Annotated in this window: 23 protein-coding genes and 1 tRNA gene; 10 read left to right on the top strand and 14 right to left on the bottom strand. The window is 52.5% G+C overall.

Going from position 1 to position 24,403, the window contains the following annotated elements; genetic code table 11:
- Window positions 1-59: 59 nt before the first annotated feature.
- From IB222_RS07675 to IB222_RS07700, 6 genes are read left to right on the top strand one after another with little or no spacing between them, the layout of a single operon-like run.
- Window positions 60-797, top strand: coding sequence for a heme ABC transporter permease (locus IB222_RS07675; RefSeq protein ID WP_032949675.1), 738 nt, complete (start codon window positions 60-62; stop codon window positions 795-797).
- The gene (gene ccmD, locus IB222_RS07680; protein WP_048215892.1) at window positions 794-1,006 is read left to right on the top strand and encodes a heme exporter protein CcmD; all 213 of its coding nucleotides are present in this window, start codon (window positions 794-796) and stop codon (window positions 1,004-1,006) included. Before IB222_RS07675 ends, ccmD begins: the two co-directional genes overlap by 4 nt.
- Window positions 1,003-1,482, top strand: a complete 480-nt coding sequence (ccmE, locus tag IB222_RS07685; RefSeq protein ID WP_003834619.1) for a cytochrome c maturation protein CcmE — start codon at window positions 1,003-1,005, stop codon at window positions 1,480-1,482. The genes ccmD and ccmE overlap by 4 nt, the downstream gene beginning before the upstream one ends.
- Window positions 1,479-3,434 (top strand): heme lyase CcmF/NrfE family subunit, encoded by a 1,956-nt coding sequence (locus tag IB222_RS07690; protein ID WP_008785295.1) that lies wholly within the window; start codon window positions 1,479-1,481, stop codon window positions 3,432-3,434. Before ccmE ends, IB222_RS07690 begins: the two co-directional genes overlap by 4 nt.
- Window positions 3,431-3,988: a thiol:disulfide interchange protein DsbE gene (dsbE, locus tag IB222_RS07695; protein ID WP_003834613.1), complete on the top strand. Its 558-nt coding sequence runs from the start codon at window positions 3,431-3,433 to the stop codon at window positions 3,986-3,988. The genes IB222_RS07690 and dsbE overlap by 4 nt, the downstream gene beginning before the upstream one ends.
- Window positions 3,985-5,034 carry a cytochrome c-type biogenesis protein CcmH gene (locus IB222_RS07700; protein ID WP_149384771.1) on the top strand — a complete coding sequence of 350 codons (1,050 nt, stop codon included), beginning with the start codon at window positions 3,985-3,987 and terminating at the stop codon, window positions 5,032-5,034. The genes dsbE and IB222_RS07700 overlap by 4 nt, the downstream gene beginning before the upstream one ends.
- A gap of 96 nt (window positions 5,035-5,130) precedes the next feature.
- On the opposite strand, the gene narP is transcribed toward IB222_RS07700, so the two are convergent.
- The 4 genes from narP to IB222_RS07720 all read right to left on the bottom strand — a co-directional run bounded on the left by narP (window position 5,131) and on the right by IB222_RS07720 (window position 8,153).
- A complete protein-coding gene (narP, locus tag IB222_RS07705) occupies window positions 5,131-5,778 on the bottom strand; it encodes a nitrate/nitrite response regulator protein NarP (RefSeq protein WP_003834605.1) in 648 nt (215 codons plus the stop codon).
- Window positions 5,779-5,986: 208 nt separating this feature from the next.
- Window positions 5,987-6,063, bottom strand: a tRNA-Pro gene (locus IB222_RS07710).
- Between the two features lie 70 nt (window positions 6,064-6,133).
- Window positions 6,134-7,894 carry an LPS biosynthesis-modulating metalloenzyme YejM gene (gene yejM, locus IB222_RS07715; protein ID WP_003834595.1) on the bottom strand — a complete coding sequence of 587 codons (1,761 nt, stop codon included), beginning with the start codon at window positions 7,892-7,894 and terminating at the stop codon, window positions 6,134-6,136.
- Window positions 7,895-7,925: 31 nt separating this feature from the next.
- A complete protein-coding gene (locus IB222_RS07720; protein ID WP_003027506.1) occupies window positions 7,926-8,153 on the bottom strand; it encodes a YejL family protein in 228 nt (75 codons plus the stop codon).
- A 134-nt stretch (window positions 8,154-8,287) separates the two neighbouring features.
- On the opposite strand from IB222_RS07720, the gene yejK reads away from it, so the two are divergent.
- Window positions 8,288-9,295 (top strand): nucleoid-associated protein YejK, encoded by a 1,008-nt coding sequence (yejK, locus tag IB222_RS07725; RefSeq protein ID WP_003027504.1) that lies wholly within the window; start codon window positions 8,288-8,290, stop codon window positions 9,293-9,295.
- 119 nt (window positions 9,296-9,414) lie between these two features.
- Here the strand turns inward: yejK and rplY are convergent, their stop codons facing one another.
- Window positions 9,415-9,699 carry a 50S ribosomal protein L25 gene (rplY, locus tag IB222_RS07730; RefSeq protein ID WP_003027502.1) on the bottom strand — a complete coding sequence of 95 codons (285 nt, stop codon included), beginning with the start codon at window positions 9,697-9,699 and terminating at the stop codon, window positions 9,415-9,417.
- A 124-nt stretch (window positions 9,700-9,823) separates the two neighbouring features.
- Complete coding sequence (locus IB222_RS07735) at window positions 9,824-11,584, bottom strand: DEAD/DEAH box helicase (RefSeq protein WP_149384772.1); 1,761 nt, start codon at window positions 11,582-11,584, stop codon at window positions 9,824-9,826.
- A 151-nt stretch (window positions 11,585-11,735) separates the two neighbouring features.
- Between IB222_RS07735 and rsuA the strand changes: the two genes are divergently transcribed.
- The 3 genes from rsuA (at window position 11,736) to IB222_RS07750 (ending at window position 14,327) form a co-directional block, all read left to right on the top strand.
- Complete coding sequence (rsuA, locus tag IB222_RS07740) at window positions 11,736-12,443, top strand: 16S rRNA pseudouridine(516) synthase RsuA (protein ID WP_003834586.1); 708 nt, start codon at window positions 11,736-11,738, stop codon at window positions 12,441-12,443.
- Window positions 12,444-12,458: 15 nt separating this feature from the next.
- Entirely contained in the window at window positions 12,459-13,649 is a 1,191-nt protein-coding gene (locus IB222_RS07745; protein ID WP_003834584.1) for a Bcr/CflA family multidrug efflux MFS transporter, read from the top strand.
- A gap of 333 nt (window positions 13,650-13,982) precedes the next feature.
- Window positions 13,983-14,327, top strand: coding sequence for a YejG family protein (locus tag IB222_RS07750; protein WP_085951589.1), 345 nt, complete (start codon window positions 13,983-13,985; stop codon window positions 14,325-14,327).
- A gap of 3 nt (window positions 14,328-14,330) precedes the next feature.
- Here the strand turns inward: IB222_RS07750 and yejF are convergent, their stop codons facing one another.
- From yejF to IB222_RS07790, 8 genes are all read right to left on the bottom strand, one after another.
- Window positions 14,331-15,920, bottom strand: a complete 1,590-nt coding sequence (gene yejF / locus IB222_RS07755; RefSeq protein ID WP_149384773.1) for a microcin C ABC transporter ATP-binding protein YejF — start codon at window positions 15,918-15,920, stop codon at window positions 14,331-14,333.
- Window position 15,921: 1 nt separating this feature from the next.
- Entirely contained in the window at window positions 15,922-16,947 is a 1,026-nt protein-coding gene (locus IB222_RS07760; protein WP_003834577.1) for an ABC transporter permease, read from the bottom strand.
- Window positions 16,947-18,041: a microcin C ABC transporter permease YejB gene (locus IB222_RS07765; protein WP_003834575.1), complete on the bottom strand. Its 1,095-nt coding sequence runs from the start codon at window positions 18,039-18,041 to the stop codon at window positions 16,947-16,949. The genes IB222_RS07760 and IB222_RS07765 overlap by 1 nt, the downstream gene beginning before the upstream one ends.
- Entirely contained in the window at window positions 18,042-19,856 is a 1,815-nt protein-coding gene (locus tag IB222_RS07770) for an extracellular solute-binding protein (RefSeq protein ID WP_149384774.1), read from the bottom strand.
- Between the two features lie 100 nt (window positions 19,857-19,956).
- Window positions 19,957-21,516 (bottom strand): cyclic di-GMP phosphodiesterase, encoded by a 1,560-nt coding sequence (locus IB222_RS07775; protein WP_149384775.1) that lies wholly within the window; start codon window positions 21,514-21,516, stop codon window positions 19,957-19,959.
- Window positions 21,517-21,683: 167 nt separating this feature from the next.
- Entirely contained in the window at window positions 21,684-22,253 is a 570-nt protein-coding gene (gene mepS, locus IB222_RS07780) for a bifunctional murein DD-endopeptidase/murein LD-carboxypeptidase (RefSeq protein ID WP_003834567.1), read from the bottom strand.
- Between the two features lie 413 nt (window positions 22,254-22,666).
- Window positions 22,667-23,380 (bottom strand): phosphatase PAP2 family protein, encoded by a 714-nt coding sequence (locus tag IB222_RS07785; protein ID WP_126317672.1) that lies wholly within the window; start codon window positions 23,378-23,380, stop codon window positions 22,667-22,669.
- A 33-nt stretch (window positions 23,381-23,413) separates the two neighbouring features.
- A complete protein-coding gene (locus IB222_RS07790; RefSeq protein ID WP_126317673.1) occupies window positions 23,414-24,400 on the bottom strand; it encodes a GTP-binding protein in 987 nt (328 codons plus the stop codon).
- Between the last annotated feature and the right edge of the window lie 3 nt (window positions 24,401-24,403).

The raw sequence follows: 24,403 nt of genomic DNA on the forward strand, positions 1-24,403 counted from the left end.
GGCCGGGCAAGGCGCTCTGGCACAACGGATTTTAATTTATGGAGTCTGGTGACTGAACTATGTGGAAAACACTTCATCAATTGGCGATGCCCCCTCGGCTCTATCAGATCTGTGGCTGGTTTATCCCGTGGCTGGCGATTGCCAGTGCGGTGGTACTGATAACGGGATGGATCTGGGGCTTTGGTTTCGCGCCTGCGGATTACCAGCAGGGGCAAAGCTATCGCATTATTTATCTGCACGTTCCGGCGGCAATCTGGTCGATGGGCATTTATGCCTCGATGGCTGTTGCCGCGTTTATCGGCCTGGTCTGGCAGATGAAAATGGCCAATCTGGCGCTGGCTGCGATGGCGCCGATTGGTGCAGTGTTTACCTTTATTGCGCTGGTGACCGGCTCCGCATGGGGCAAACCGATGTGGGGAACCTGGTGGGTCTGGGATGCCCGACTCACCTCTGAACTGGTGCTGCTGTTTCTCTACGTTGGCGCCATTGCGCTGTGGCATGCCTTTGACGACCGCCGTCTGGCAGGTCGTGCCGCCGGTATTCTGGTGCTGATTGGCGTAGTCAACTTACCGATTATCCACTACTCGGTTGAGTGGTGGAATACGCTGCATCAGGGGTCTACCCGCATGCAGCAAAGCATCGATCCGGCGATGCGTACGCCGCTGCGTCTGGCGATCGTCGGCTACCTGTTACTGTTTGTCACGCTGGCGCTGATGCGCATGCGTAACCTGATTTTGATGATGGAAAAACGCCGCCCGTGGGTGAGCGAACTGATCTTAAAAAGAGGCCGCCAATGACCCCTGCATTTGCATCATGGAGTGATTTTTTCGCGATGGGCGGCTACGCCTTGTATGTCTGGCTTGCTGTAGCGATGAGCGTAATCCCGCTGGTGGTGCTGGTACTGCATTCCACGTTACAACATCGCGCAATTTTACGCGGTGTGGCGCAGCAGCGGGCGAGAGAAGCGCGTATGCGTGCGGCGCAAGTGCAACGGGAGGCGGCGTGAATATTCGACGTAAAAATCGGTTATGGATAGCCTGTGCGGTACTGGCGGGTCTGGCTTTGACCATTACGCTGGTGCTTTATGCGCTGCGTTCTAATATTGACCTGTTCTATACGCCGGGAGAGATACTCTACGGTAAGCGCGAAACGCAGCAGATGCCCGAAGTCGGTCAGCGCCTGCGCGTGGGCGGAATGGTGATGCCCGGTAGCGTAAAGCGCGATCCGCAGTCGTTGAAGGTGAATTTCAGTATCTATGACGCCGAAGGTGTGGTGGATGTCACCTATGAAGGCATTCTGCCGGATCTGTTCCGCGAAGGGCAGGGTGTTGTTGTTCAGGGCGAACTGGACGAGGGAAATCATGTGCAGGCCAAAGAGGTTCTTGCCAAACATGATGAGAATTACACCCCGCCGGAAGTCGAAAAAGCGATGCAGGAAAACCATCGTCGCCCGGAAAGTGTTTATAAGGATAAAACGTCATGATGCCTGAAATTGGCAATGCGCTGTTGTGCCTTGCGCTAGGCGTCGCGTTATTGCTGTCGGTCTATCCGCTGTGGGGCGTAGCGCGCGGCGACGTGCGAATGATGGCCTCCGCGCGGCCTTTTGCCTGGGTTCTGTTTATCTGCGTGATGGGGGCGTTCCTGATTCTGGTTAACGCCTTCGTGGTTAATGACTTTACCGTCACCTACGTTGCCAGCAACTCCAATACCCAGCTTCCGGTCTGGTATCGGGTGGCAGCAACCTGGGGGGCCCATGAAGGCTCTCTGCTTCTATGGGTATTGCTGATGAGCGGCTGGACGTTCGCCGTTGCGGCGTTCAGTCAGCGTATGCCGCTGGATATCGTTGCCCGCGTGCTGGCAGTGATGGGGATGGTCAGCGTTGGCTTCCTGCTGTTTATTCTGTTTACCTCCAACCCGTTTGCCCGTACGTTGCCCAACTTCCCTATTGAAGGGCGCGATCTGAACCCGTTGTTGCAGGATCCGGGGCTGATTTTCCATCCGCCGTTGCTGTACATGGGGTATGTCGGTTTCTCCGTGGCCTTCGCGTTTGCGATTGCCGCGCTGATGAGTGGACGACTGGACAGTACCTTCGCTCGTTTTTCGCGTCCGTGGACGCTGGCGGCGTGGGTGTTCCTGACGCTGGGCATTGTGCTCGGTTCGGCCTGGGCCTATTACGAGCTGGGCTGGGGCGGCTGGTGGTTCTGGGATCCAGTTGAGAACGCCTCGTTTATGCCATGGCTGGTGGGAACGGCGCTGATGCACTCGCTGTCAGTAACCGAACAACGTGCCAGCTTTAAAGCCTGGACGCTGCTGCTGTCAATCTGCGCATTCTCGCTTTGCCTGTTAGGTACTTTCCTGGTGCGCTCCGGCGTACTGGTATCGGTGCATGCTTTCGCCTCCGATCCGTCGCGCGGGATGTTTATTCTGGCCTTTATGGTATTGGTGATTGGCGGCTCTCTGCTGCTGTTTGCCGTGCGTGGTCACAAGGTCCGCTCACGGGTAAACAACGCGCTGTGGTCGCGTGAATCTCTGCTGTTGGGCAACAACGTCCTGCTGATTGCCGCCATGCTGGTGGTGCTCTTGGGCACGCTGCTGCCGCTGGTGCACAAACAGCTGGGGCTGGGCAGCATTTCGATTGGCGAACCATTCTTCAACACCATGTTTACCTGGCTGATGGCGCCGTTCGCATTGCTGCTGGGAATTGGGCCATTAGTGCGCTGGGGCCGTGACCGACCGCGTAAACTGAAAACGTTACTGATTATCGCGTTTGTCACCACGCTTGTTCTGTCGCTGCTGCTGCCGTGGTTGTTTGAGGATCGCATTGCCGCTATGACGGTGGTAGGGCTGGCGATGGCATGCTGGATATTCGTGCTGGCGATGTCCGAAGCATTCCTGCGTGTTTCCCGCGGAACGAAGTTAACACCAAGCTATTGGGGTATGGTGTCGGGCCACGTTGGGCTGGCGATTACTATTGTCGGTATTGCCTTCAGCCAGAACTACAGCGTTGAACGCGATGTCCGCATGAAAGCGGGTGATAGCGTCAGTATCCATAACTATCAGTTCACGTTCCGCGAAGTGAAAGATATTACCGGACCTAACTACCGGGGCGGTGTCGCCATTATTGGCGTTACCAGAGATGGTAAACCGGAAGCCACGCTGCATGCGGAAAAACGCTTCTATAACAGCACCAGTTCGATGATGACCGAAGCGGCAATTGACGGCGGGTTCACGCGCGATCTGTACGCCGCGCTGGGTGAAGAACTGGATAACGGCGCATGGGCTGTGCGTCTGTACTACAAACCGTTTATTCGCTGGATTTGGGCCGGAGGATTGCTGATGGCGCTGGGCGGATTGTTCTGCCTGTTTGATCCACGCTATCGTCAGCGCGCGCGTCCTCGCGCCGCGGTGCAAAAAAATGCGTCGGAGGCTGTATGAAGCGCAACGCACTGTTAATTCCGTTTATTATTTTTCTGATCATTGCGGCGGCGCTGCTGTGGCAGCTGGCGCGTAACGCTCAGGGGGACGATCCCACGAATCTGGAATCGGCGTTGATCGGCAAGCCCGTTCCGACATTCCGCCTGGAGTCGCTGGAGAATCCAGGTCAGCATTATCAGGCCGATGTGCTGACCCAGGGCAAACCGGTATTGCTGAACGTCTGGGCGACCTGGTGTCCGACCTGTCGCGCCGAACATCAGTATCTGAACCAGCTGTCTGCACAAGGCGTGCGGGTGGTGGGTCTGAACTATAAAGACGATCGTCAGAAAGCCATTGTCTGGCTGAAAGAGCTGGGCAATCCTTACTCATTAAGCCTGTTTGACGGTGACGGTATGCTCGGTCTGGATCTTGGTGTGTACGGCGCGCCGGAGACGTTCCTGATCGACGGTAAAGGTATTATTCGCTATCGCCATGCCGGTGATTTGAATGCCAGGGTGTGGGAGAGCGAGATCAAACCGTTGTGGGATAAGTACAGTAAGGAGGCTGCGCAATGAGATTTTTACTGGGCCTGCTGATGCTGATTATCTCGGGATCTGCGCTGGCGACCATCGATGTGATGCAGTTTAAGGATGAAGCGCAGGAGCAGCAATTCCGTCAGCTTACCGAACAGCTGCGCTGTCCTAAATGTCAGAACAACAGTATCGCCGATTCTAACTCGATGATTGCCACCGACCTGCGCCAGAAAGTGTACGAACTGATGCAGGAAGGAAAAAGTCAGAAAGAGATTGTCGACTACATGGTGGCGCGCTACGGCAACTTCGTCACCTACGATCCGCCGTTGACGCCGCTTACAGTGCTTTTGTGGGTGATGCCGGTAGTAGCGATTGGTTTGGGCGGCTGGATTATTTTTGCCCGTACTCGCCGACGCGTTCGGGTGAAGCTGGAAGAGTTTCCTGATGACGTTATCCCGGATGGCAAGCGCGGTGGATTTGGGTTGTTTGTGCCCGGCATAGTGGTGGCGCTGATCGTTGGCGCGGTGAGCTATTATGAAACCGGCAGCTATAAGCAGGTTCAGGTCTGGCATCAGGCCACTGCTCAGGCTCCGGCGCTGCTGGAACGCGCATTGGATCCGAAAGCTGACCCGCTCAATGAAGAGGATATGACACGTCTGGCGCTGGGGCTGCGCACGCGTTTACAAGCCGATCCTACAAACGTTGAAGGTTGGATCATGCTTGGCCGTATTGGCATGGTACTCGGTAATGCCAGTACGGCCACTGAAGCCTATGCCAATGCATATCGACTGGATCCTAAAAACAGCGATGCGGCGCTGGGTTATGCGGAAGCACTGACCCGTTCATCCGATCCTGACGATAATCGCAGGGGCGGGGAGCTGTTACGCCAGCTGGTGCGCGGCGAGCATGCCAACGTGCGGGTTCTCAGCATGTACGCATTTAACGCTTTTGAACAGCAGCGCTTTGGTGAGGCGGTTGCGGCGTGGGAGATGATGCTGAAATTATTACCGGCCAATGATACCCGTCGGGCGGTGATAGAACGCAGCATTAAGCAGGCGATGGAGCAGCTAACGCCGCAGGAGAAGTAAGAGTCCAGATTACCCGAAGGCGTGCTGCTTTCGGGCCTGTGCGAGCTTTGTAGGCCGGATATGACGCTGCTGCGTCGTCATCCGGCATCTCATTGATTACTGCATGCCGCGCGTTTGCAAAAACAGGATGGTGGCAGCAACGCGAGAACGCACATTGAGTTTGCGCAGCAGGTTGCGAATATGCACCTTCACCGTCTGTTCAGAAATATTCAGCACTGATGCAATCTGTTTGTTCGACAGCCCCTGAGCAAGTTCATGCAATACATCCAGCTCGCGTTCGGTGAGAATGCTGAACGGATCTTCTTGTGCGCCAAACAGGTCACGTTCGCGCAGATATTCGCTAACGCGAGCGCTAAACGCTTTACCCCCCTTGGCGCCGTTACGAATGGCTTCCAGCAAGACTTCAGGATCGCTATCTTTCAGTAAATAACCATCCGCGCCGGCATCAATTAAGGCGTACACATCGCTGGCGGCATCCGATACGGTAAGAATAATAATTTGCGCGGTGACGCCGTCCCGACGCAGCGCATTCAGGGTGTCCAGCCCGCTCATACCTTTCATATTGAGATCCAGCAGGATCACATCAAGGTCCAGACGGTTTGCCAGATCGATAGCACTTGCGCCGTCGCCAGCTTCAGCGACTACGTCAAATGCGGGATCCAGTTGCAATAATTGACTAATTCCCCGCCGCATGAGCGGGTGGTCGTCGACAATCAGCACCCGAAAAGGCGTTACTTCAGGCATACTATTCTCCTGAGCTTTTATTAGTATCATTATTGTTTTCAGCGCATCAATCGTCCAGATTCATCGCGCTGATGAGAAGATAAATTTTACCCCAATTTATGCATGGGTAAGTAGTAAAACCTGTGCTGAAGGTGGTGGTAATACTCAGGAATACAGAATCGCAGGCATAAAAAAACCAACCGCAAGGGTTGGTTTTTTTTGGGATTTTTGGTCGGCACGAGAGGATTTGAACCTCCGACCCCCGACACCCCATGACGGTGCGCTACCAGGCTGCGCTACGTGCCGACGCGCTGCTAATACTACTGCTTTCCGCTACGAATGCAAGAGGATGCCTCACTAACTGATTTATAATTAATCAGTTAGCAATAAATCGTTTCTCATCCGTCAGAACCTGTAGCAGCAGGCTGAGCTGCGGTTTCTGATCTTTAATTTTCTCGCCACGTAAATCATAGGTCTGGTAATTACCGTTGTTGTTCAGTACCAGCGTCATCTCTGGTGTGGTCACTGCCATCGTGCTGCCGTCAGCGGCGGTCACCCAGTAATGGCGGCGTGTAGCATTGAACAAATCCTGCCCCTGCGAGTATTCGTTAGCCGGCGTGCTGACATGCAGCAGGCGCTGCATCAGCGTCGTCATCAGGTCTGTATGATCGGTCAGGCTATTGATGCGCTGGGCAGGTGTTCCCGGCCAGTGAATAACCAGAGGAACCTGCAGATGACCGCGCGACCAGGCAAAGTTGTTCTCTTCCTGCGTCAGCGGCACGCCTCTACCAGCGGTAATAATCACCACCGTGTTGTCCAGTTTACCCGAGTCGCGCAGGGCGCTAAGAACACGGTTAATATTGGCATCCACATCCTGAGCGGCGCTGGCGTAGCGTTTGGCAAAGTTCTTCTGGTTACTGTCATCAAGGTTTGTCCCGTTAAAGGAGACCCAGGAGAACCAGCGATTATCTTCCTGCGCGTAGCGTCCCAGCCAGTTAATCCATTGGCTTGCGGTTTGTTCGTCTGATTGCGTTTGCACGCTCGGCATGGAGAAATCTGACAGCAGCGCCTGACGATAAAGCGGGCTGGTAAAGCCATCCGAGGAGAATAGCCCTAACTGATAACCCTGCTGGTTCAGTGCAGAGATCAGCGCCGCAGGCGTTCGGGTCGATAAAATGCCGTCCATGTAGCTTGGCGAAACGCCGTAGAACAGGCCAAAGATTCCGTTATCCGTGGTGTTGCCTGAGCTCATGTGACGCGTAAAGGAGATATTCTGCCCGGCGAACTCAGCCAGCGCAGGCATCTGCTTTTCAAAGCGTGAGTAGTTCAGGCCGTCTACGGTGATCAGCAGAACGTTCTGGCCGGTGCCCATATCGCGATAGTGCAGTTCGCTGAGCGGGTACTGCACGGAAACCGCTTCCGGATTGCCCTGTTCGATCAGGCGACGCTGATACTCTTGCGCATCCAGCAGGCCATGTTTTTCCAGAAACTTACGCGCCGTCATCGGGTAAGAGAGTGGCAGGTTTGCGCGCTGCATGGTAATCGGGCGATAGAAATTGGCATCAGCCCAGATATACACCACATGCGAGGCGATAAAAGAAACGAAAAAGAATGCCGCTAACGGTTTGGCGAAATGGCGACGACGCGTCAGGCTGCGCAGCTTTTGCCAGCTCCAGGTCGCAAACAACATTTCTATTAACAGGATAACCGGCACGCTGATAAACAACAGTTGCCAGTCACGCGCCGCTTCGTTCTGGTCAGGGTTAATGACCAGTTCCCAGACGATCGGGTTGAGGTGCAGGTGGAAGCGGGTGAAAACCTCGCTGTCGATTAACAACAGCGTCATGCCAGCCGTCGCCAGAATAGCCGATAAGAATCGCATCAGCCTCTGGGACATGACGATAAACGTCAGGGGAAACAGGATTAGCAGATAGGTGGCAAACACCAGAAAGCTAAAATGCCCGACAACGCTCAGGTAGGAATATACACGACCTGCAAGGGTTGTCGGCCAGTCGGCGACAAACAGGTAACGGCTACCGAGAACCATGGCCAACAGAATGTTGAACAAGGCAAACCAGTGCCCCCAGCTAACCATCTGGGAGACTTTCTCACGGTAGCGCTGACGATGAGTTACCATAAACTGTTGTTCGTTTCCCCGGAGCAGGCTCTTAATGCGCTTGGTCGTCGTTTACCGAAGACTGCAATGCGCGGGCAAAAGAGTTGGCAATCGCCTGGCGCTGGGCCGGTGCGATGCTTGTATTGATAAGGTTAGTCACCATATTTCCCAGTACCATCAGGGAAAGGTCGGTCGGCGCCTTATGTTTTTCCAGTACGTTGAGCATCTCATTCAGCAGTTGTTCAACGTGTTCGTCACTATAGCGGGAAATTTGTGGCATAAATCGAAATCAGTCTGTTCATGAAAGGGCAACATATTACCGTACAGACAGTTTTTTTTCTGCTTTTTTATCTTCTATTGCGTCACTGCCCGGCAGGTGGTTGAATACCGCCCGGTCTAAAAGGAGAGTTTATCATGAGTCTGGATATCAACCAGATTGCCCTGCACCAGCTTATCAAACGTGACGAGCAGAACCTTGAGCTGGTCTTGCGCGATTCATTACTGGAACCGACAGCGACGGTTGTCGATATGATGGCTGAGTTGCATCGGGTGTATAGCGCCAAGAATAAAGCCTATGGCCTGTTTAGCGAAGAGAGTGAACTGGCGCAAACGCTGCGTTTACAGCGTCAGGGTGAAGAGGATTTTCTGGCATTTAGTCGTGCCGCGACCGGACGCTTGCGGGACGAACTGGCGAAATATCCTTTTGCCGACGGTGGTATTGTCCTGTTCTGTCATTACCGCTATCTGGCGGTAGAGTATTTGTTGGTCGCCGTGCTGAACAATTTAAGCAGCATGCGCGTCAATGAAAATCTGGATATCAATCCGACGCACTATCTGGATATCAATCATGCGGACATCGTGGCGCGCATTGATTTAACCGAGTGGGAAACCAACCCGGAGTCCACGCGCTATCTGACGTTCCTGAAAGGGCGGGTAGGGCGCAAAGTCGCCGATTTCTTTATGGACTTCCTCGGTGCCAGCGAAGGTCTGAATGCCAAAGCGCAAAACCGTGGCCTGCTGCAGGCGGTCGATGACTTTACTGCCGAGGCGCAACTCGATAAAGCCGAACGCCAGAACGTGCGTCAGCAGGTGTATAGCTACTGTAACGAGCAGCTGCAGGCTGGTGAAGAGATCGAACTGGAGTCGCTGTCTAAAGAGCTTTCCGGCGTCAGTGAAGTTAGCTTCAGCGAATTTACCGCTGATAAAGGTTACGAGCTGGAAGAGAGCTTCCCTGCGGATCGCAGTACGCTGCGTCAGTTAACCAAATTTGCCGGCAGCGGCGGTGGGTTAACCATTAACTTCGACGCTATGTTATTGGGTGAGCGTATTTTCTGGGATCCGGCTACAGATACGTTGACCATCAAAGGTACGCCGCCGAACCTGCGCGACCAGCTGCAGCGCCGCACGTCGGGCGGGAAATAAAACCGTTTGCTGGATGGAGCGGAAACGCCTTATCCGGCAAGCGTGCTTCATCTTTACCGCCAAAAAAATCCCATAAAAAAACCCCGCCAAGGCGGGGTTTTTCTTCAACTTGTTGGCGATTACGCGCGAACGAAGTCGATGTGAGACAGCTTCGGCTTGAACGGGTGACGCTGTACAGCCTGAGCTTTAACTTTAACTTCTTTACCGTCAACAACGATGGTCAGAACTTCGCTGTAGAATTCAGCTTTAGCTTGCATGTTCATAACTGCATCGTGATCCAGTTCGATAGCAATCGGGGCTTCTGCGCCACCGTAGATGATTGCCGGGAACTTGTTAGCGGCACGCAGGCGGCGGCTCGCACCCTTACCCTGCTCTTTACGTACTTCAGCGTTGATAGTAAACATTTAAATCTCTCTTTAATAATTCCTGCTACAGGCGACCCAGCAACAGGTAAGTGATCTGCTTTGCGTATGCAAAAGCGGGCGAGATTCTATACTCAAACGGCTGGTACATCAATCAAAAGTACGATTAACCGCGTAATTCATGTGCCCGACGAAAGCGTCCTTCATAATCGAAGACCTTTTCACGGACCTGCCAGTACTGACCTTTCATACGCGCCACCACGAAATCAGGATGCCGTAACAACGCCTGCTGATTGAGGATATCGGCGGCGGTTATCCAGCGTAAGGGTATACCGGGTGTTCGGGTGTGCGGGCGAATAAACAGTTGTTCGAAGGCCGTACGCTGCGCGGGAGTGTGCAGGCGAAAGCGTTCGCTGACGTCAGCGCCATCTTCATCGTAATAGGTGATTTTCAGCCATTCGCCTTTATCATCCTGCCCGTTTTGTAACACCATACCGCTACAGCGCAGGACCAGCGCATCTTTGAGCCTGAGCGCGGCTTTCAGCATGTCATCCGGGTCAACCAGCACCGCGTCGCACTCCCGACAACGGCGGGCGGCGATGTCATTTTCCGCGTTGCACTGTGGGCAGTTTTTAAAACGGAAACGAAAATCGCACTGTTCGCGATGGCCGTCATCATCTTCAAACCATCCCTGGCAGCGGCGGCCAAAATGTTCAATCAGCGTGCCGTCTGCCGTGGTTTTGCCCCAGAAGGTGTTTGCAAATCCGCAGGCAGGACAGAACACCTGTACCGGAACGTTGTCGCTGTTTCCTTTCGGAGCACCCACTTCCGGTGCGTACAAATCGTGCGGGTTGCCGGCATAATCGAGGATCAGACAGTCGGTTTTACCCGGTGCAAGGCGCAACCCACGACCGACAATTTGTTGGTAAAGGCTAACTGACTCTGTTGGGCGCAGAATAGCGATAAGGTCGACGTGCGGGGCATCGAAGCCGGTGGTCAGGACCGACACATTCACCAGATAGCGAAAGCGCTGGGCTTTGAACTCTTCAATCAGCACGTCTCGCTCAGCGCCTGGCGTATCTCCAGTGATTAGCGCGGCGTCGTCAGCGGGCAGCAGGCCCAGAATTTCTTTGGCGTGCTCAACGGTGGCGGCGAAAATCATCACCCCTTTGCGGGTTTGGGCAAACTCGATAATCTGGCTGATGATATGCGGCGTTATTCGCTGCTGCTTTTTCAGCTCCTGATTCAGATCCGCTTCGCTAAACAGGCCGTTACTCTGTGCCTGCAGGCGGCTAAAGTCATACTGCACGACCGGCATGTCGAGGCGTTCTGGCGGCGTCAGGTAGCCGTGTTTAATCATGTAGCGCAGCGGTAATTCATAAATGCAGTCGCGAAACAGCGCTTTTTCATCGCCGCGCACCATTCCATGATAATGAAAATGATATATCCAGCCCTTACCCAAACGAAAAGGTGTGGCGGTAAGCCCGAGCAGACGTAAGTGGGGATTTACTTTAGTCAGGTGAGTGAGGATTTGCTGATACTGACTCTCTTCATCATCGCCAATACGATGACATTCATCGACGATCAGCAGGGAGAATTCACCCTGAAAGGCGTCCAGATTACGCGCTACCGACTGTACGCTGCCAAAGACTACTTTCCCGTGGCTCTCTTTACGCTTCAGGCCTGCGGCAAAAATATCGGCTTCCAGCCCCAGTGCACAATATTTGGCATGGTTTTGTGCGACCAGTTCTTTGACGTGCGCCAGTACCAGTACGCGACCACGTGCTACGCGGGCCAGTTCTGCAATCACCAGACTTTTGCCCGCGCCGGTTGGCAGGACGATAACCGCTGGCGTGCGGTGGTGGCGAAAATGGTTGAGCGTGGCGTCCACGGCTTCTTTTTGGTACGGGCGAAGAGTAAAAATCATGAGCTCATTAAGGTAAACAGCAACAATGTATAGTATGCCATGAATCATTTCCCTTGAGGGATGGTGTAACACCGCTATACTGGGCGGATAACAGTCCCACTTTTCGGGCGTAAACCCGCTTCTCGTTTTTTTACAGGCAAAAATCACACTCATGCGACTTGATAAATTTATCGCTCAGCAACTCGGCGTCAGCCGCGCTATTGCCGGGCGTGAGATCCGTGCTAACCGCGTTACCGTCGACGGTGAAATCGTTAAAAACAGTGCCTTTAAGCTGCTACCAGAACACGACGTCGAATATGACGGTAATTCCCTGGTTCAACAAAATGGCCCGCGCTATTTTATGCTGAATAAGCCTCAGGGTTATGTTTGCTCAACGGATGACCCGGATCATCCGACGGTGCTCTATTTCCTTGATGAACCGGTTGCCTACAAACTGCATGCGGCAGGGCGTCTGGATATCGACACCACCGGACTGGTACTGATGACCGATGACGGACAGTGGTCGCATCGTATCACCTCTCCTCGTCACCATTGTGAGAAAACCTATCTGGTGACGCTGGAGTCGCCAGTGGCAGACGATACCGCCGAGCAGTTTGCCCGTGGCGTACAGTTGCATAATGAAAAAGACCTGACCAAACCGGCTGTTCTGGAGGTCATTACGCCAACTCAGGTGCGATTGACCATCAGCGAAGGGCGCTATCATCAGGTAAAACGTATGTTTGCCGCGGTGGGTAACCACGTTGTGGAACTGCACCGTGAACGAATTGGTGACATCAGGCTTGATGACGATCTGGAGCCGGGTGAATACCGTCCATTGACCGAAGAAGAAATCGCCAGCGTTAACTTAACCCCGCGTTAATTTCAGGAGCTAAATGTGACCACCCGGCAGAACTCGTCAATTGCCATAGTCTTTATCCTTGGCTTGTTAGCCATGCTGATGCCGTTGTCGATTGATATGTATCTTCCGGCGCTACCTGTTATCTCAGAACAGTTTGGTGTGCCTGCGGGTAGCGCGCAGATGACCCTCAGTACCTATATTCTGGGGTTTGCAGTGGGGCAGTTGCTCTATGGCCCAATGGCTGACAGCATTGGGCGCAAGCCGGTGATTCTGGGCGGAACGCTGGTGTTTGCGGCGGCGGCAGTGGCCTGCGCCCTGGCGCAAACTATCGATCAACTGATCGTGATGCGTTTCTTCCACGGTCTGGCTGCCGCGGCGGCGAGCGTGGTTATCAACGCCCTGATGCGCGATATCTATCCGAAGGAAGAGTTCTCGCGCATGATGTCATTCGTCATGCTGGTGACCACAATTGCGCCTTTGTTGGCACCTATCGTGGGTGGTTGGGTGCTGGTATGGCTGAGCTGGCACTATATCTTTTGGATCCTCGCCATGGCGGCTGTTCTGGCGTCGGTGATGATCTTTACGCTAATCAAAGAGACCCTGCCTGTAGAGCGTCGCCAGCCGTTTCGCCTGCGTACCACTATTGGCAACTTTGCCTCGCTGTTTCGTCATAAACGAGTGCTGAGCTATATGCTGGCCAGCGGGTTCAGCTTTGCCGGGATGTTCTCGTTTCTGAGCGCCGGACCCTTTGTTTACATTGAGATTAACCACGTTTCACCGCAGCATTTCGGTTATTACTTCGCACTTAACATCGTATTCCTGTTCGTGATGACTATCATCAACAGCCGCTTTGTGCGTCGGGTTGGGGCATTGAATATGTTCCGTACTGGTCTGTGGATCCAGTTCGTGATGGCGGGATGGATGGTCTTTAGTGCACTGTTTGGGCTGGGGTTCTGGGCTCTGGTCGTTGGCGTTGCGGCGTTTGTTGGCTGTGTATCGATGGTGTCATCAAACGCCATGGCGGTTATCCTGGATGAATTTCCGCATATGGCAGGAACGGCGTCATCGCTGGCTGGGACATTCCGCTTCGGCATTGGCGCCATTGTCGGGGCCCTGTTGTCTCTGGCGACCTTTAACTCGGCCTGGCCAATGATATGGTCGATCGCATTTTGCGCTACCTGCTCAATTCTCTTCTATCTTTACGCCAGTCGCGCTCAAAAACGGTGATCTATTACACAACCTGGGGGCCATAAGGTCTCCAGAGTTGATGTACATCAACCGCAAATCTATCATTTCCCCTGCTTATGTTTATTTTATGTAAAATCAATTTATGTAAAAAGTCACATCATTGTAGTTAAAAAGGTTGAGTTAGATCGCAGAAACGAGTACATATAGCCCGGAAATATGCCAGAACCGTTGAATAAATTTAATTACTGGGTTCTGTAAGCAGCATAAGTACTGGATGTAAACGTTTACCAACTGTCTAAAGACGTATTGTCAATGATGTGTTAATATTGATGTAAAATAATTGTGAAGTGATTGTGCTTCCAGGGAAAGAAAGTGATGACATTACAACTCTCAATCGTTCATCGTCTGCCGCAGAGCTATCGTTGGTCGGTGGGTTTCGCAGGTTCGAAAGTTGAACCGATTCCGCAAAACGGTCAGAGTAATGAGAACAGCCTGGTGGCACTCAAATTGCTCAGCCCTGATGGTGACAGCGCGTGGTCAGTCATGCATAAGCTCAGCCAGGCCCTCAGTGATATCGAGGTTCCTTGTTCCGTACTGGAATGTGAAGGGGAGCCGTGCCTGTTTGTGAATCGCCAGGACGAATTTGCCGCGACCTGCAGACTGAAAAACTTCGGCGTGGCTATCGCAGAACCGTTTTCAAACAACAATCCTTTTTGAGCGTCAGCTTAGCGCGAGCAGCTGACGCGTATAGGCTTGCTGTGGCGCGTTAAATACGTGCTCGCATTGCCCTTGCTCCACGACCTCTCCCTGACGTAGCACAATAACCTGATGGCATAACGCGCGTACTACGTGCAAATCATGGCTGATAAAAATATAAGCTAGCCGATGCTTTTCCTGTAAGGACTTTAACAACGTCAGGATTTGCGCCTGTACGGTCCTGTCGAGCGACGATGTTGGTTCATCCAGAATGATCAGGGAAGGTTTAAGAATCAATGCCCTGGCAATAGCAATGCGTTGGCGTTGCCCGCCAGAAAACTCCGCAGGATAACGATGCCGTGTTTCGCTATCCAGTCCCACTTCCGCCATCACCGCTTTCACCTGTGCCTCGCGCTGTTCAGCTGACAGGGTAGGCTGATGAACGCGCAACCCCTCCTCGATAATCTGTAGCACGCTCAGGCGTGGGTTCAGCGAGGAGTTGGGATCCTGAAACACTACCTGAATGCGGTGCCGGACCGGTAACAGCTGGCGACGATTTAAGGTATGCAGCGCCAGACCATCGAACACAATGCTTCCCTGTGAGGTGATTAACCTCAGTAACGCCAGCCCGGTGGTGCTTTTTCCGGAGCCTGACTCTCCAACCAGCCCCAGCGTTTCACCGGGCCGAAGGGAAAAACTGACATCGTTAACGACGACGTTGTGGTCCACCACGCGTTTCAGGATACCTTTGCGGATAGGAAAGGCGACGCGAAGCTTTTCTACTTCCAACAGCGGGGCTTGTCCGACAGGCAAAGGTACCGGGTCGCCGGAAGGTTCACTGTTTAGCAACTTCTGCGTGTAGGGATGCGTTGGCGCAGCGAGCAGTTGTACCGCTTTATTTTGCTCTACACACTGACCGTTTTGCATGACCGCCACGGTATCGGCTAGCTTTTTCACAATGCTCAGGTTGTGGGTGATGAACAGTAATCCCATGTTCAGCTCACGCTGTAACTCCCGCAACAGCTGCAGGATCTGCGCCTGTACGGAAACGTCCAGCGCGGTAGTCGGTTCATCAGCAATAAGCAGCTCTGGTCGTGTCAGCAACGCCATGGCGATCATCACACGCTGGCGTTCACCGCCGGAAAGCTGGTGCGGGTAGTCTGCGAGACGTTTGGCTGCCTGACGGATGCCAACGCGATCCAGGCAGGTCAGGATTTCTGCCCGCGCCGCCTCCCGACGCATTCCCCTATGCAGCGACAGCACTTCATAAAGCTGTTTTTCCAGATTGTGGAGCGGGTTCAGTGACACCATCGGCTCCTGGAAAATCATGGCGATTTTATTCCCCCGTACGCCGCGAAGCGTCTGCTCGTTGGCGTGAAGTAATGATTCACCATGAAAACGGATGTCCCCGGAAGGGTAAACTACCGGAGGGGACGGTAACAACCGTAGGATAGAAAGCGCGGTCACGCTTTTACCCGAGCCAGATTCACCCACCAGCGCCAGCGTTTGTCCGGCATCAACCCGTAGTGAGAGGGCATTGACTACGGTGCGCACGGTCTCTTGTTGACGAAAACCTACCGATAAATTCTCAATGGCTAACAGAGGTTGTGTCATTTTAAATCGCCTTGTTGGGATCAAACGCATCGCGTACCGCTTCACCAATAAAGATCAGTAGCGATAGTAGCAGGGCAACGGAGATGAACGCGGTGATGCCAAGCCACGGTGCCTGCAGGTTGTTTTTACCCTGCAACAGGAGTTCTCCCAGTGATGGCGAGCCAAGCGGTAAACCGAACCCAAGAAAATCCAGTGAGGTCAGAGTAGTTATCGAGGCGCATAAAATAAACGGTAAAAAAGTCAGGGCCGCGACCATCGCGTTGGGCAGCATATGACGCAGAATAATACTGCGATCGCTTACGCCGAGCGCCTGAGCGGCTCGAATGTAATCAAAGTTTCGGGTACGTAAAAATTCCGCGCGCACCACGCCAACCAGACTCATCCAGCCAAACAGTACGGTAATGCCCAGCAGCCACCAGAAGTTAGGCTGGACCACGCTCGATAGCAGAATGATGAGAAACAGCGTTGGCATTCCTGACCAAACTTCAATGAATCGTTGCCCCCACAGATCCACCTTGCCGCCATAATAGCCCTGAATTGCGCCAGCCATAATGCCCATCACGCTCGAACAGAGGGTGAGCATTAGACCAAACAAGACAGATATACGTGTGCCGTAGAGGATGCGTGCCAGTACATCACCGCCGTTAGCGTCTGTTCCCAACCAGTTTTGTGCGGAAGGCGGGGAAGGGAAGGGCTTATCGGTGGCAAAGTTAATGCTGGTGGCCCCAAAGCGTATTGGTGCCCACAGGATCCAGCCCTGGTTTTCCAGGCGCTGTTGTAGCCACGGGTCCTGATAATCAGCCTGAGTCGCCAGCGGTCCGCCGAAGTCGCTTTCACTGTAGTTTTTGAACAGGGGGAAATACCAGCTATTGTCGTAGCGCACCAGTAGCGGCTTATCATTGGCAATCAGTTCTGAACACAGGCTAAGGCCGAACAGCACCAGAAAAATCCACAGCGACCAGTAGCCGCGACGGTTGTGGCGAAAGCGCGCCCAGCGGGCCTGATTGACGGGGCTTAATCGCGACATTAGCGTCCCTCAAAATCAATACGAGGATCGACCAGCGTATAGCTGATGTCGCTGAGGATATTCAGCAGCAGACCGATCAGGGTGAAGATATAAAGCGTGCCAAACATTACCGGGTAGTCGCGTGATACGGTAGATTCATAACCCAGCAATCCCAGGCCGTTAAGTGAGAACATCACTTCAATCAGCAGTGAGCCGGTAAAAAACATGCTGATAAACGTTGCCGGGAAGCCGGCGATCACCAGCAACATGGCATTGCGAAACACATGTTTCCACAGAATATTTTTCTCGCTGACCCCTTTAGCGCGTGCGGTGACGACATATTGTTTGCGCACCTCATCCAGAAATGAGTTCTTGGTCAACATAGTCAGCGCGGCAAACCCACCAACCACCGTCGCCAGCACCGGCAGGGTAATATGCCAAAGGTAGTCGGTTACTTTCTGATACCAGGGCAGGGAGTCAAAATTGGCGGATACCAGCCCGCGAAGCGGGAACAGGTCGTAGTAGCTTCCCCCGGCAAAAAAGACGATCAGCAAAATGGCAAACAGAAAGGCCGGTATGGCATAGCCGATAATAATAAATGCGCTGCTCCAGACATCAAACCGGCTGCCGTTATGCACCGCTTTGCGGATCCCAAGCGGTATCGACACCAGGTAGATGATGAGCGTACTCCACAGCCCCAGCGTGACGGAAACAGGCAGGCTGTCTTTGATAAGCGTCAGCACCGAGGCGCTACGAAACAGGCTGTCACCGAAATCGAAACGAATGTAATCCCAGAGCATTTTGAAGTAACGCTCATGAATGGGCTTATCGAACCCATAGCGGCGAGTGATTTCGGCGATCACTTCCGGGTCCAGACCCCGGCCGCCTCGATAATTACTGTCGCTGATGTTACCCACGCCGGTTTGCGCGTGGCTGGCACGAACGCCTTCGCTACCTGCGCCGGGTAATGCTCCGCTTTGCCCGAACTCAATGGCGGCGACGGCCTGTTCAACTGGACCGCCGGGGGCTATCTGCACGATAAAAAAGTTGATGGTGATGATGGCCCAAAGCGTTGGGATCACCAGCAGCAGACGTCGAATCAGATAAGCGCCCATTTATTCTCCCTGCCGCCTGGCTGCGGGCAGCTTCGCCGCTTTGTTGACGTCATACCACCAGTTGTCGAGGCCAATAGTATAAATTGGGCGAATAGCAGGATGTGAAAATTTATCCCACCATGCAATGCGATCCTCTGCCATAAACCACATAGGCAACATGTAGTAGTTCCAGGTTAATACCCTGTCCAGCACCCGGCCCAGTGGGATCAATTTGGCTTTATCGCCTTGCGCCGCGATGATTTGGTCGATCAGTTTATCAATCACCGGGCTTTGTACGCCGGGGGCGTTGTAGCTGGAATCAATATATTGAGAGGCCCACAGAATTTGCAGGTCCGAACTCGGCCACGGCATCGCACGATACAACCTCGGCATCATGTCATAGTCGCGACTGCGCAGGCGGTTCGTGATTTGTGAGTTATCCACCTGGCGGATATTCATGGTAATGCCTAAGCGCTGTAGGTTGTGCTGGAACGGCAGCACCCACTGACTGTTGCTGCCCGCAGGGAGCAACAGTTCAAAGCTCAGAGGTTTACCGCTGGCGCTGTTTACGCGCTGCTGACCCTTTAGTATCCACCCGGCCTGTTCCAGTAAGGTATCGGCTTTCAACAGATTGTCGCGATCGTAGCCATCGCCTTTTGATTTTGGCGGCTGATAGATTTGGCTAAAGACCTCAGGGGGAAGATCCTTTTTCAAGGGCGCGAGTATCACCAACTCATCCGCGTCGGGGTATTTTGTCGCGGCATATTCGGTATTCTGAAAATAGCTGTTGGTCCGGCTCCAGGCGTTATAGAACAGCGCTTTATTCATCCATTCAAAATCAAAGGCCAGCGTGATGGCTTCCCGCACCCGTCGGTCGCTGAATACCGGACGCTGAATATTAAATGCCAGCCAGCGGGTATCCTGCGCGGACTCGTTTTTTTGCTCATCTTTGATGATGTAATGATTCGCGAAATTTTTCCCGGTATAACGCGTCGCCCAGTTTTTAGCATCATTTTCAAGACGCAGATCAAACGCACCGGCCTTAAACGCTTCAAAGGCGACGTTATCATCCAGATAGTAGTCGTAGCGGATGGTATCAAAGTTCCAGCGTCCACGATTGACGGGCAGATTAGCGGCCCAATAATCTTTGACGCGCGAATAGACAATATACTGGCCCATCTTCCATTTGGTAATGCGATAAGGGCCGCTGGCGAGCGGTGGCGATGATAAGGGATCGCTGAGCTTATGATCCTTCCAGTACTTCTCTGGCATCACGGGTAATGAAAACAGGCTGAGCATGTCCTCTTTACCCGGTTTGGCTAATTCAATGCGTACGGTTAATGGCGCGATGGCTTTTACCGTTGTTCCTTTGTAGACCAGACGAAACTGCGGCACGCCTTCAGTCATAAATTTGTGGAAGGTGAATGCGACGTCGCGGGCGGTAATGGGTGAGCCATCGTGAAAACGCGCGCGTGGATTAATGGCAATTTCTACCCAGGAATAGTCGTCAGCATAGCGTGCGCTGTCGGCAATGAGCGGGTAATAGCTACCAGGTTCATCGTCAGAGGTGGTAAATAGCGTATCGTAAAGCGTTTCGGTACGTGCGCCGGGATTGCCACGCATCGCATAGCGGTTGAAGTTATCGAACGTACCAATCGCGGAGAGGGTGATTTGCCCGCCTTTGGGGGCGGCTGGGTTGACGTAATCAAAGTGGTTAAAGTTAAACGCGTACTTCGGTTCACCCAGTACGGCAAACGCATAGCTTTCTTTGATGGATTGCGCCTGGACGCTAAACCCGATGAGGGCGATAAACAGCAGCAGTAGGCGAGGGATCATATAAAAGCGATTTCCTTTTCCTGCCACAACCCGACGGGCATCATGCCTGAAAGATAAGGGATGTAGCGGCGAGTGAGAGTATATGAATCGCATACTGCGATCACCACGTCGGCTTATTGGGCTGTGCCATCCAACGCACAAAATCAGCAAGCTGTAATGGTCGGCTAATCCAGTACCCCTGGAAAAAATGCACCCCACGATCGCGCAGCCAACGGGCTTGCTCAGGAGTTTCTACCCCTTCCGCAACCGTCAGCATATTAAGACGTTTAGAAAGTGTCAACACGGCGTCCAGTACCGGAGAAGTCAGTGTTTCCGTCCCAATGGCGTTAATAAACCCGCGATCGATTTTCAGGTAGTCAACGGTAAACCGTTCCAGGTAAATAAGCGCACTATGACCGGTGCCAAAATCATCAATCGCAATTTCAAAACCTGCGGAATGCAGCCATTCAAATAGCTTTGTGGCCTCGTGCTGATTGAGCATATCTCGTTCAGTGATTTCCAGTACTATCTGAAAATAGTCTGCGGGAAGCGAAGCGTGCAGGTGCCGAATGTCGTCTTTAAACGTCTCGCCATGCAGATGTGATGGCGCGATATTGATCCCCAATTTTGCGCCAGCGGGAAATACCTTTTGCAGCGTCGGGGCATCCTGGGCGATCAACTTAAAGAGATGCTGAGTCAGCGGGACAATCATTTTCTGTGATTCAGCGTAATGAATAAAGGCATCCGGTGGGATCTCGCCCGTTGTTGGGTGATTCCAACGTAACAGGACCTCGACGCCTTTCACTTCCAGCGTTTGCATCTCTACGACGGGCTGGTACACCACATAAAACTGGTTATGTTTGATGGCGTTGAGGATATCTTTGCCTGGGCGTAAACGGATGCTGTAGATGTAGTACCAGAGGAGAAGGGAGGCAATAATCCCGGCCATACATCCCAACAAAATAGAATACCAGACGTCGGTATAGTTCCACTCTTGTGCGTATAAGCGAATTTTAAGCGGGATCCCTTCAAGAGTGGCCTGCCGCCAGGAGGTATGAGGAAGAGCGGAGACATCGATGATTCGCGATGAGAATGTCGAAATTGCGGTATTACCGACGATAATAGCAATACCGTCAAAATCATCCTGCCGGGCGGTATAGAGTAGGTAAGGCGCCAGATTGATATTCAGTGAGGTAAATACGCCGCTATCATTGAACGACGCGTTTCGGTGCCAAATCATGATCGCTGGTTTGTCCGGCATCATGGGCGTACCGGGAAGTAATTCCACATCAATATTTCTGCTGATATCGAGGTTCGGGATCAAATCTAAAATCGGAGTGAACATGGAACCTGTTGCGGAAGAGCAGAAAGCGATGCCGTCTTTTACCAGTAAAAAAGCGCGAACGTTCAGGCTAAAGGCTGCACTGGAGGTCAGTTTAGCGCTGACTTGTTGGCAACTGTTGGCAACCAGCGGCTGAAGGGCATCGGTGGTGGTTTTGAGGTCGGTGAAGTAGCTGCTGACGTAATTCTGGATATCGGCAAGGAGCGTGTCGTACTTAACTTCTCGTTTATGCCAGGTGACGAAAAACTGCAGGGTACTCACGAGTATTGCGACGATAAGCCCCGTTAACATACAGGAAAGCAGGATTTTCCGACCGGATGAAGAAGAGCGTCTGAACATAGATCCTTATTTTACCTGATTTAACCGCTTACTCTGTATGAATATAACCTGAAATGACTCATGTTGTGAGATTTTTCTTAGTCGCAGGGTGAAACAAAAAAGCACCGCCGAAGCAGTGCTTTTGGAATGTCTCATCAGGATAGCCAAGGGATAGCTGCCAAACGAAACTAACTGCGGCTCAGAACCCGGCGAGCTTCGTTGTAGCGTTTTTTCCAGTAAGGCTCGTTCATGCTGGAAATGATAACGCCACTGCTGGTCGAGGCATGTACAAACTGGTTGTTACCGATATAAATACCGACGTGACGGCCGGTAGAGCCAGCACGGAACAGAACCAGATCGCCTGTGCGCAGATTAGTGCGCGAAACGGATTTTCCCGTTTCCTGTTGTTCATAGGTTGAGCGCGGAAGCTCTAAACCAAATTGCTCGCGGAATGTACGCTGCACGAAGCTTGAGCAATCAATACCTTTTTTGGTGCTGCCGCCAAGGCGGTAACGCACGCCTTTCCAGTCAGCATACTGGTCCATAATACGTGATTTAACATCGATATTACGTACCATATTTTCAAATTCATCCTGAGAGGCTTGCAGTGAAGAGTTATCTCCATTGCCCACAGCATGCGTCTCAGAATGCATATTCTTGGCGGTGTTCGTTGTGCTACATGCAGAAAGCAGAACCGCAACTGCTATCGCGGGGATGCCCCGCAAGATATATCTCAAAATCGGTTGAGATTTGACCATTTTGTTTGTTTTCCCTTGAAGTCCTTAACGATAAATATCGTTATAAAAAATGCCAAACGTGACGAGACTAATTACCATCGCACGATGAGACAATTCCTTAAGGTCAAATCTGTGGCAGAACGCACAAATTTATTCTGAAAGGGAATAATTATCCCGCGAGGCAAAACGAGTTCGAGATTACCCGATCGTTCCGGTCAATGCGAGTGATTTTACGTGATTTCTTATAAGAAAAATTGATACAGAAAGTGAATAAACGGCATTGTCTAAATTAAGAACAATCAGGGTAAAAAATACGCAACCTACTCATTTTAAACATGAATAAGATGACAGGGGAATGACAATCAGAATGATGAAATATTGCCCGGCATCATCAGGGAATCAGAAGCATCCCTGATGATGTTAATTACTCTGCGTTATTTGTTTAAAAATTGTTTGTTTTTGCCGGGGAGATAATTCACGAACAGAGTGACTAATCGGTCACTTAATGGCGTCATTAGCCACCAGGGAAGGCCAATCAAGACCACCGTCATGGAACCAACCACGATATCAGTGAGCCAGTGAGCGCCAATCATTACGCGTGGAAAGGCAAAAACCACAGCAATAATAAGGCCGATTATTCCTGCGACTTTTCCGAAATAACGCAGCATAAATGCGGAAAAAATAAGCAGCATCATGCCGTGATCGCCAGGAAAACTGTCTCTCGACGCATCTTTGGTCGGAATATGCAGCAGTTCGCTGACGCGATAAATATTATCCAGCATCAGGGTCGGGCTGGCGCGTTTAACGGGAATAAGCGCCTGGCCCAGCTGATTTAATACCACTGCGGTGAGCAGCATAACCAAACCGATAGCTACAATACGTCGGCGACCTTCCGACGTCTCTTTGAGCCAAAAGTGCAGCATCAATGCGCCCATAGCCAGCAATGAGCAGCCATCAAATGCCCGATTATTGGTAATAGCAACAACCCATAAGAACAGTGGGCTTTCCACCAGTTTATGATTAAAGAAGCGGAAAACGCCCGTATCCAGTGAAGACCAGAACCCATGCCCGACTGGAATATACCAGGACATAAACAGTGCCAGGCCCGCAATATTTAGCAGGAGGATTGAAGGGTATCGGGTTTTCATCGTCGTTTACCATTGCTAAAAACGAAGGCAACCTTACGCGCTAGCGTCTAAACGAAGTCTCAACAACGCGCTCTGTAACGCATTCCAGTCGGTCTCGGTATCGGCGATGAGTTCAATACGGCTATCGGGTGGTGCGACGTTTTGCGTCTCTATATGCCAGTCGTCTCCCTGGCGGTTAATGCGTACCAGTCCTTCTTTAATACGCATTACCCCCTTCACGCGTCCAACAGGAGCAAGACGCGACCATTCCAGCAGACCGATGGTATCGAACACTGTATCGGCGTCAAAAATCCAACCGCAGGCCTGATGGCCCTGACCGCTGTTCAGGCTACGACGCCAGCGCTGCTGTGCGGGTAAGCTCAACGCTGCCAGCCCCTTTTTGTTGGCATGGCTATGGGCGTGCTCCGCGCTTGCAGGAAGCTCCGCCAGGTTTAGTCGGGGCAAATTCAGTAGCTGTCCGTCAATTTGCCCATGGTCGGCATGAACTAACTGGCGATTACCGCCGTAGTGTTGCCACCAGCTTTGCAGGGCGTTTTCGCTTTCCGTCGTGGCACGGTCGGTTTTGTTGGCAACAATGATATCAGCGGCGGCCAGCTGATCGCGGAAATTGTCATTGGCGACGCTTTTCTCATCCAGTAACAGGCGAGGATCAAGGATACAGAGGGTTGCGCGCAGATCGATCCACGGCTCATAAACCGGTGCAGTGAGTAAATCCAGAATCTGTTTGGGATGCCCGAGGCCGGTGGGCTCAATCAGCAGACGGTCGGGTTTTCCCTGACGCAGCAGCGTATTGAGGCCAACCTGCATTGGCAGGCCGTTAACACAGCACATACAGCCGCCGGGGATCTCTTTTAGCAGCGCACCGCTGTCGGCCAGCAACGCGCCATCAATGCCAACTTCGCCAAACTCATTAACCAGCACGGCCCACTTTTCAGCAGGATCTTTGTTTGCCAATAAATGAAGAATAGAGGTGGTTTTGCCACTGCCGAGAAAACCGGTGATGAGATTGGTTTTAGTCACATT

Source organism: Citrobacter sp. C13, assembly GCF_014596815.2.
Taxonomy (GTDB): domain Bacteria; phylum Pseudomonadota; class Gammaproteobacteria; order Enterobacterales; family Enterobacteriaceae; genus Citrobacter; species Citrobacter portucalensis.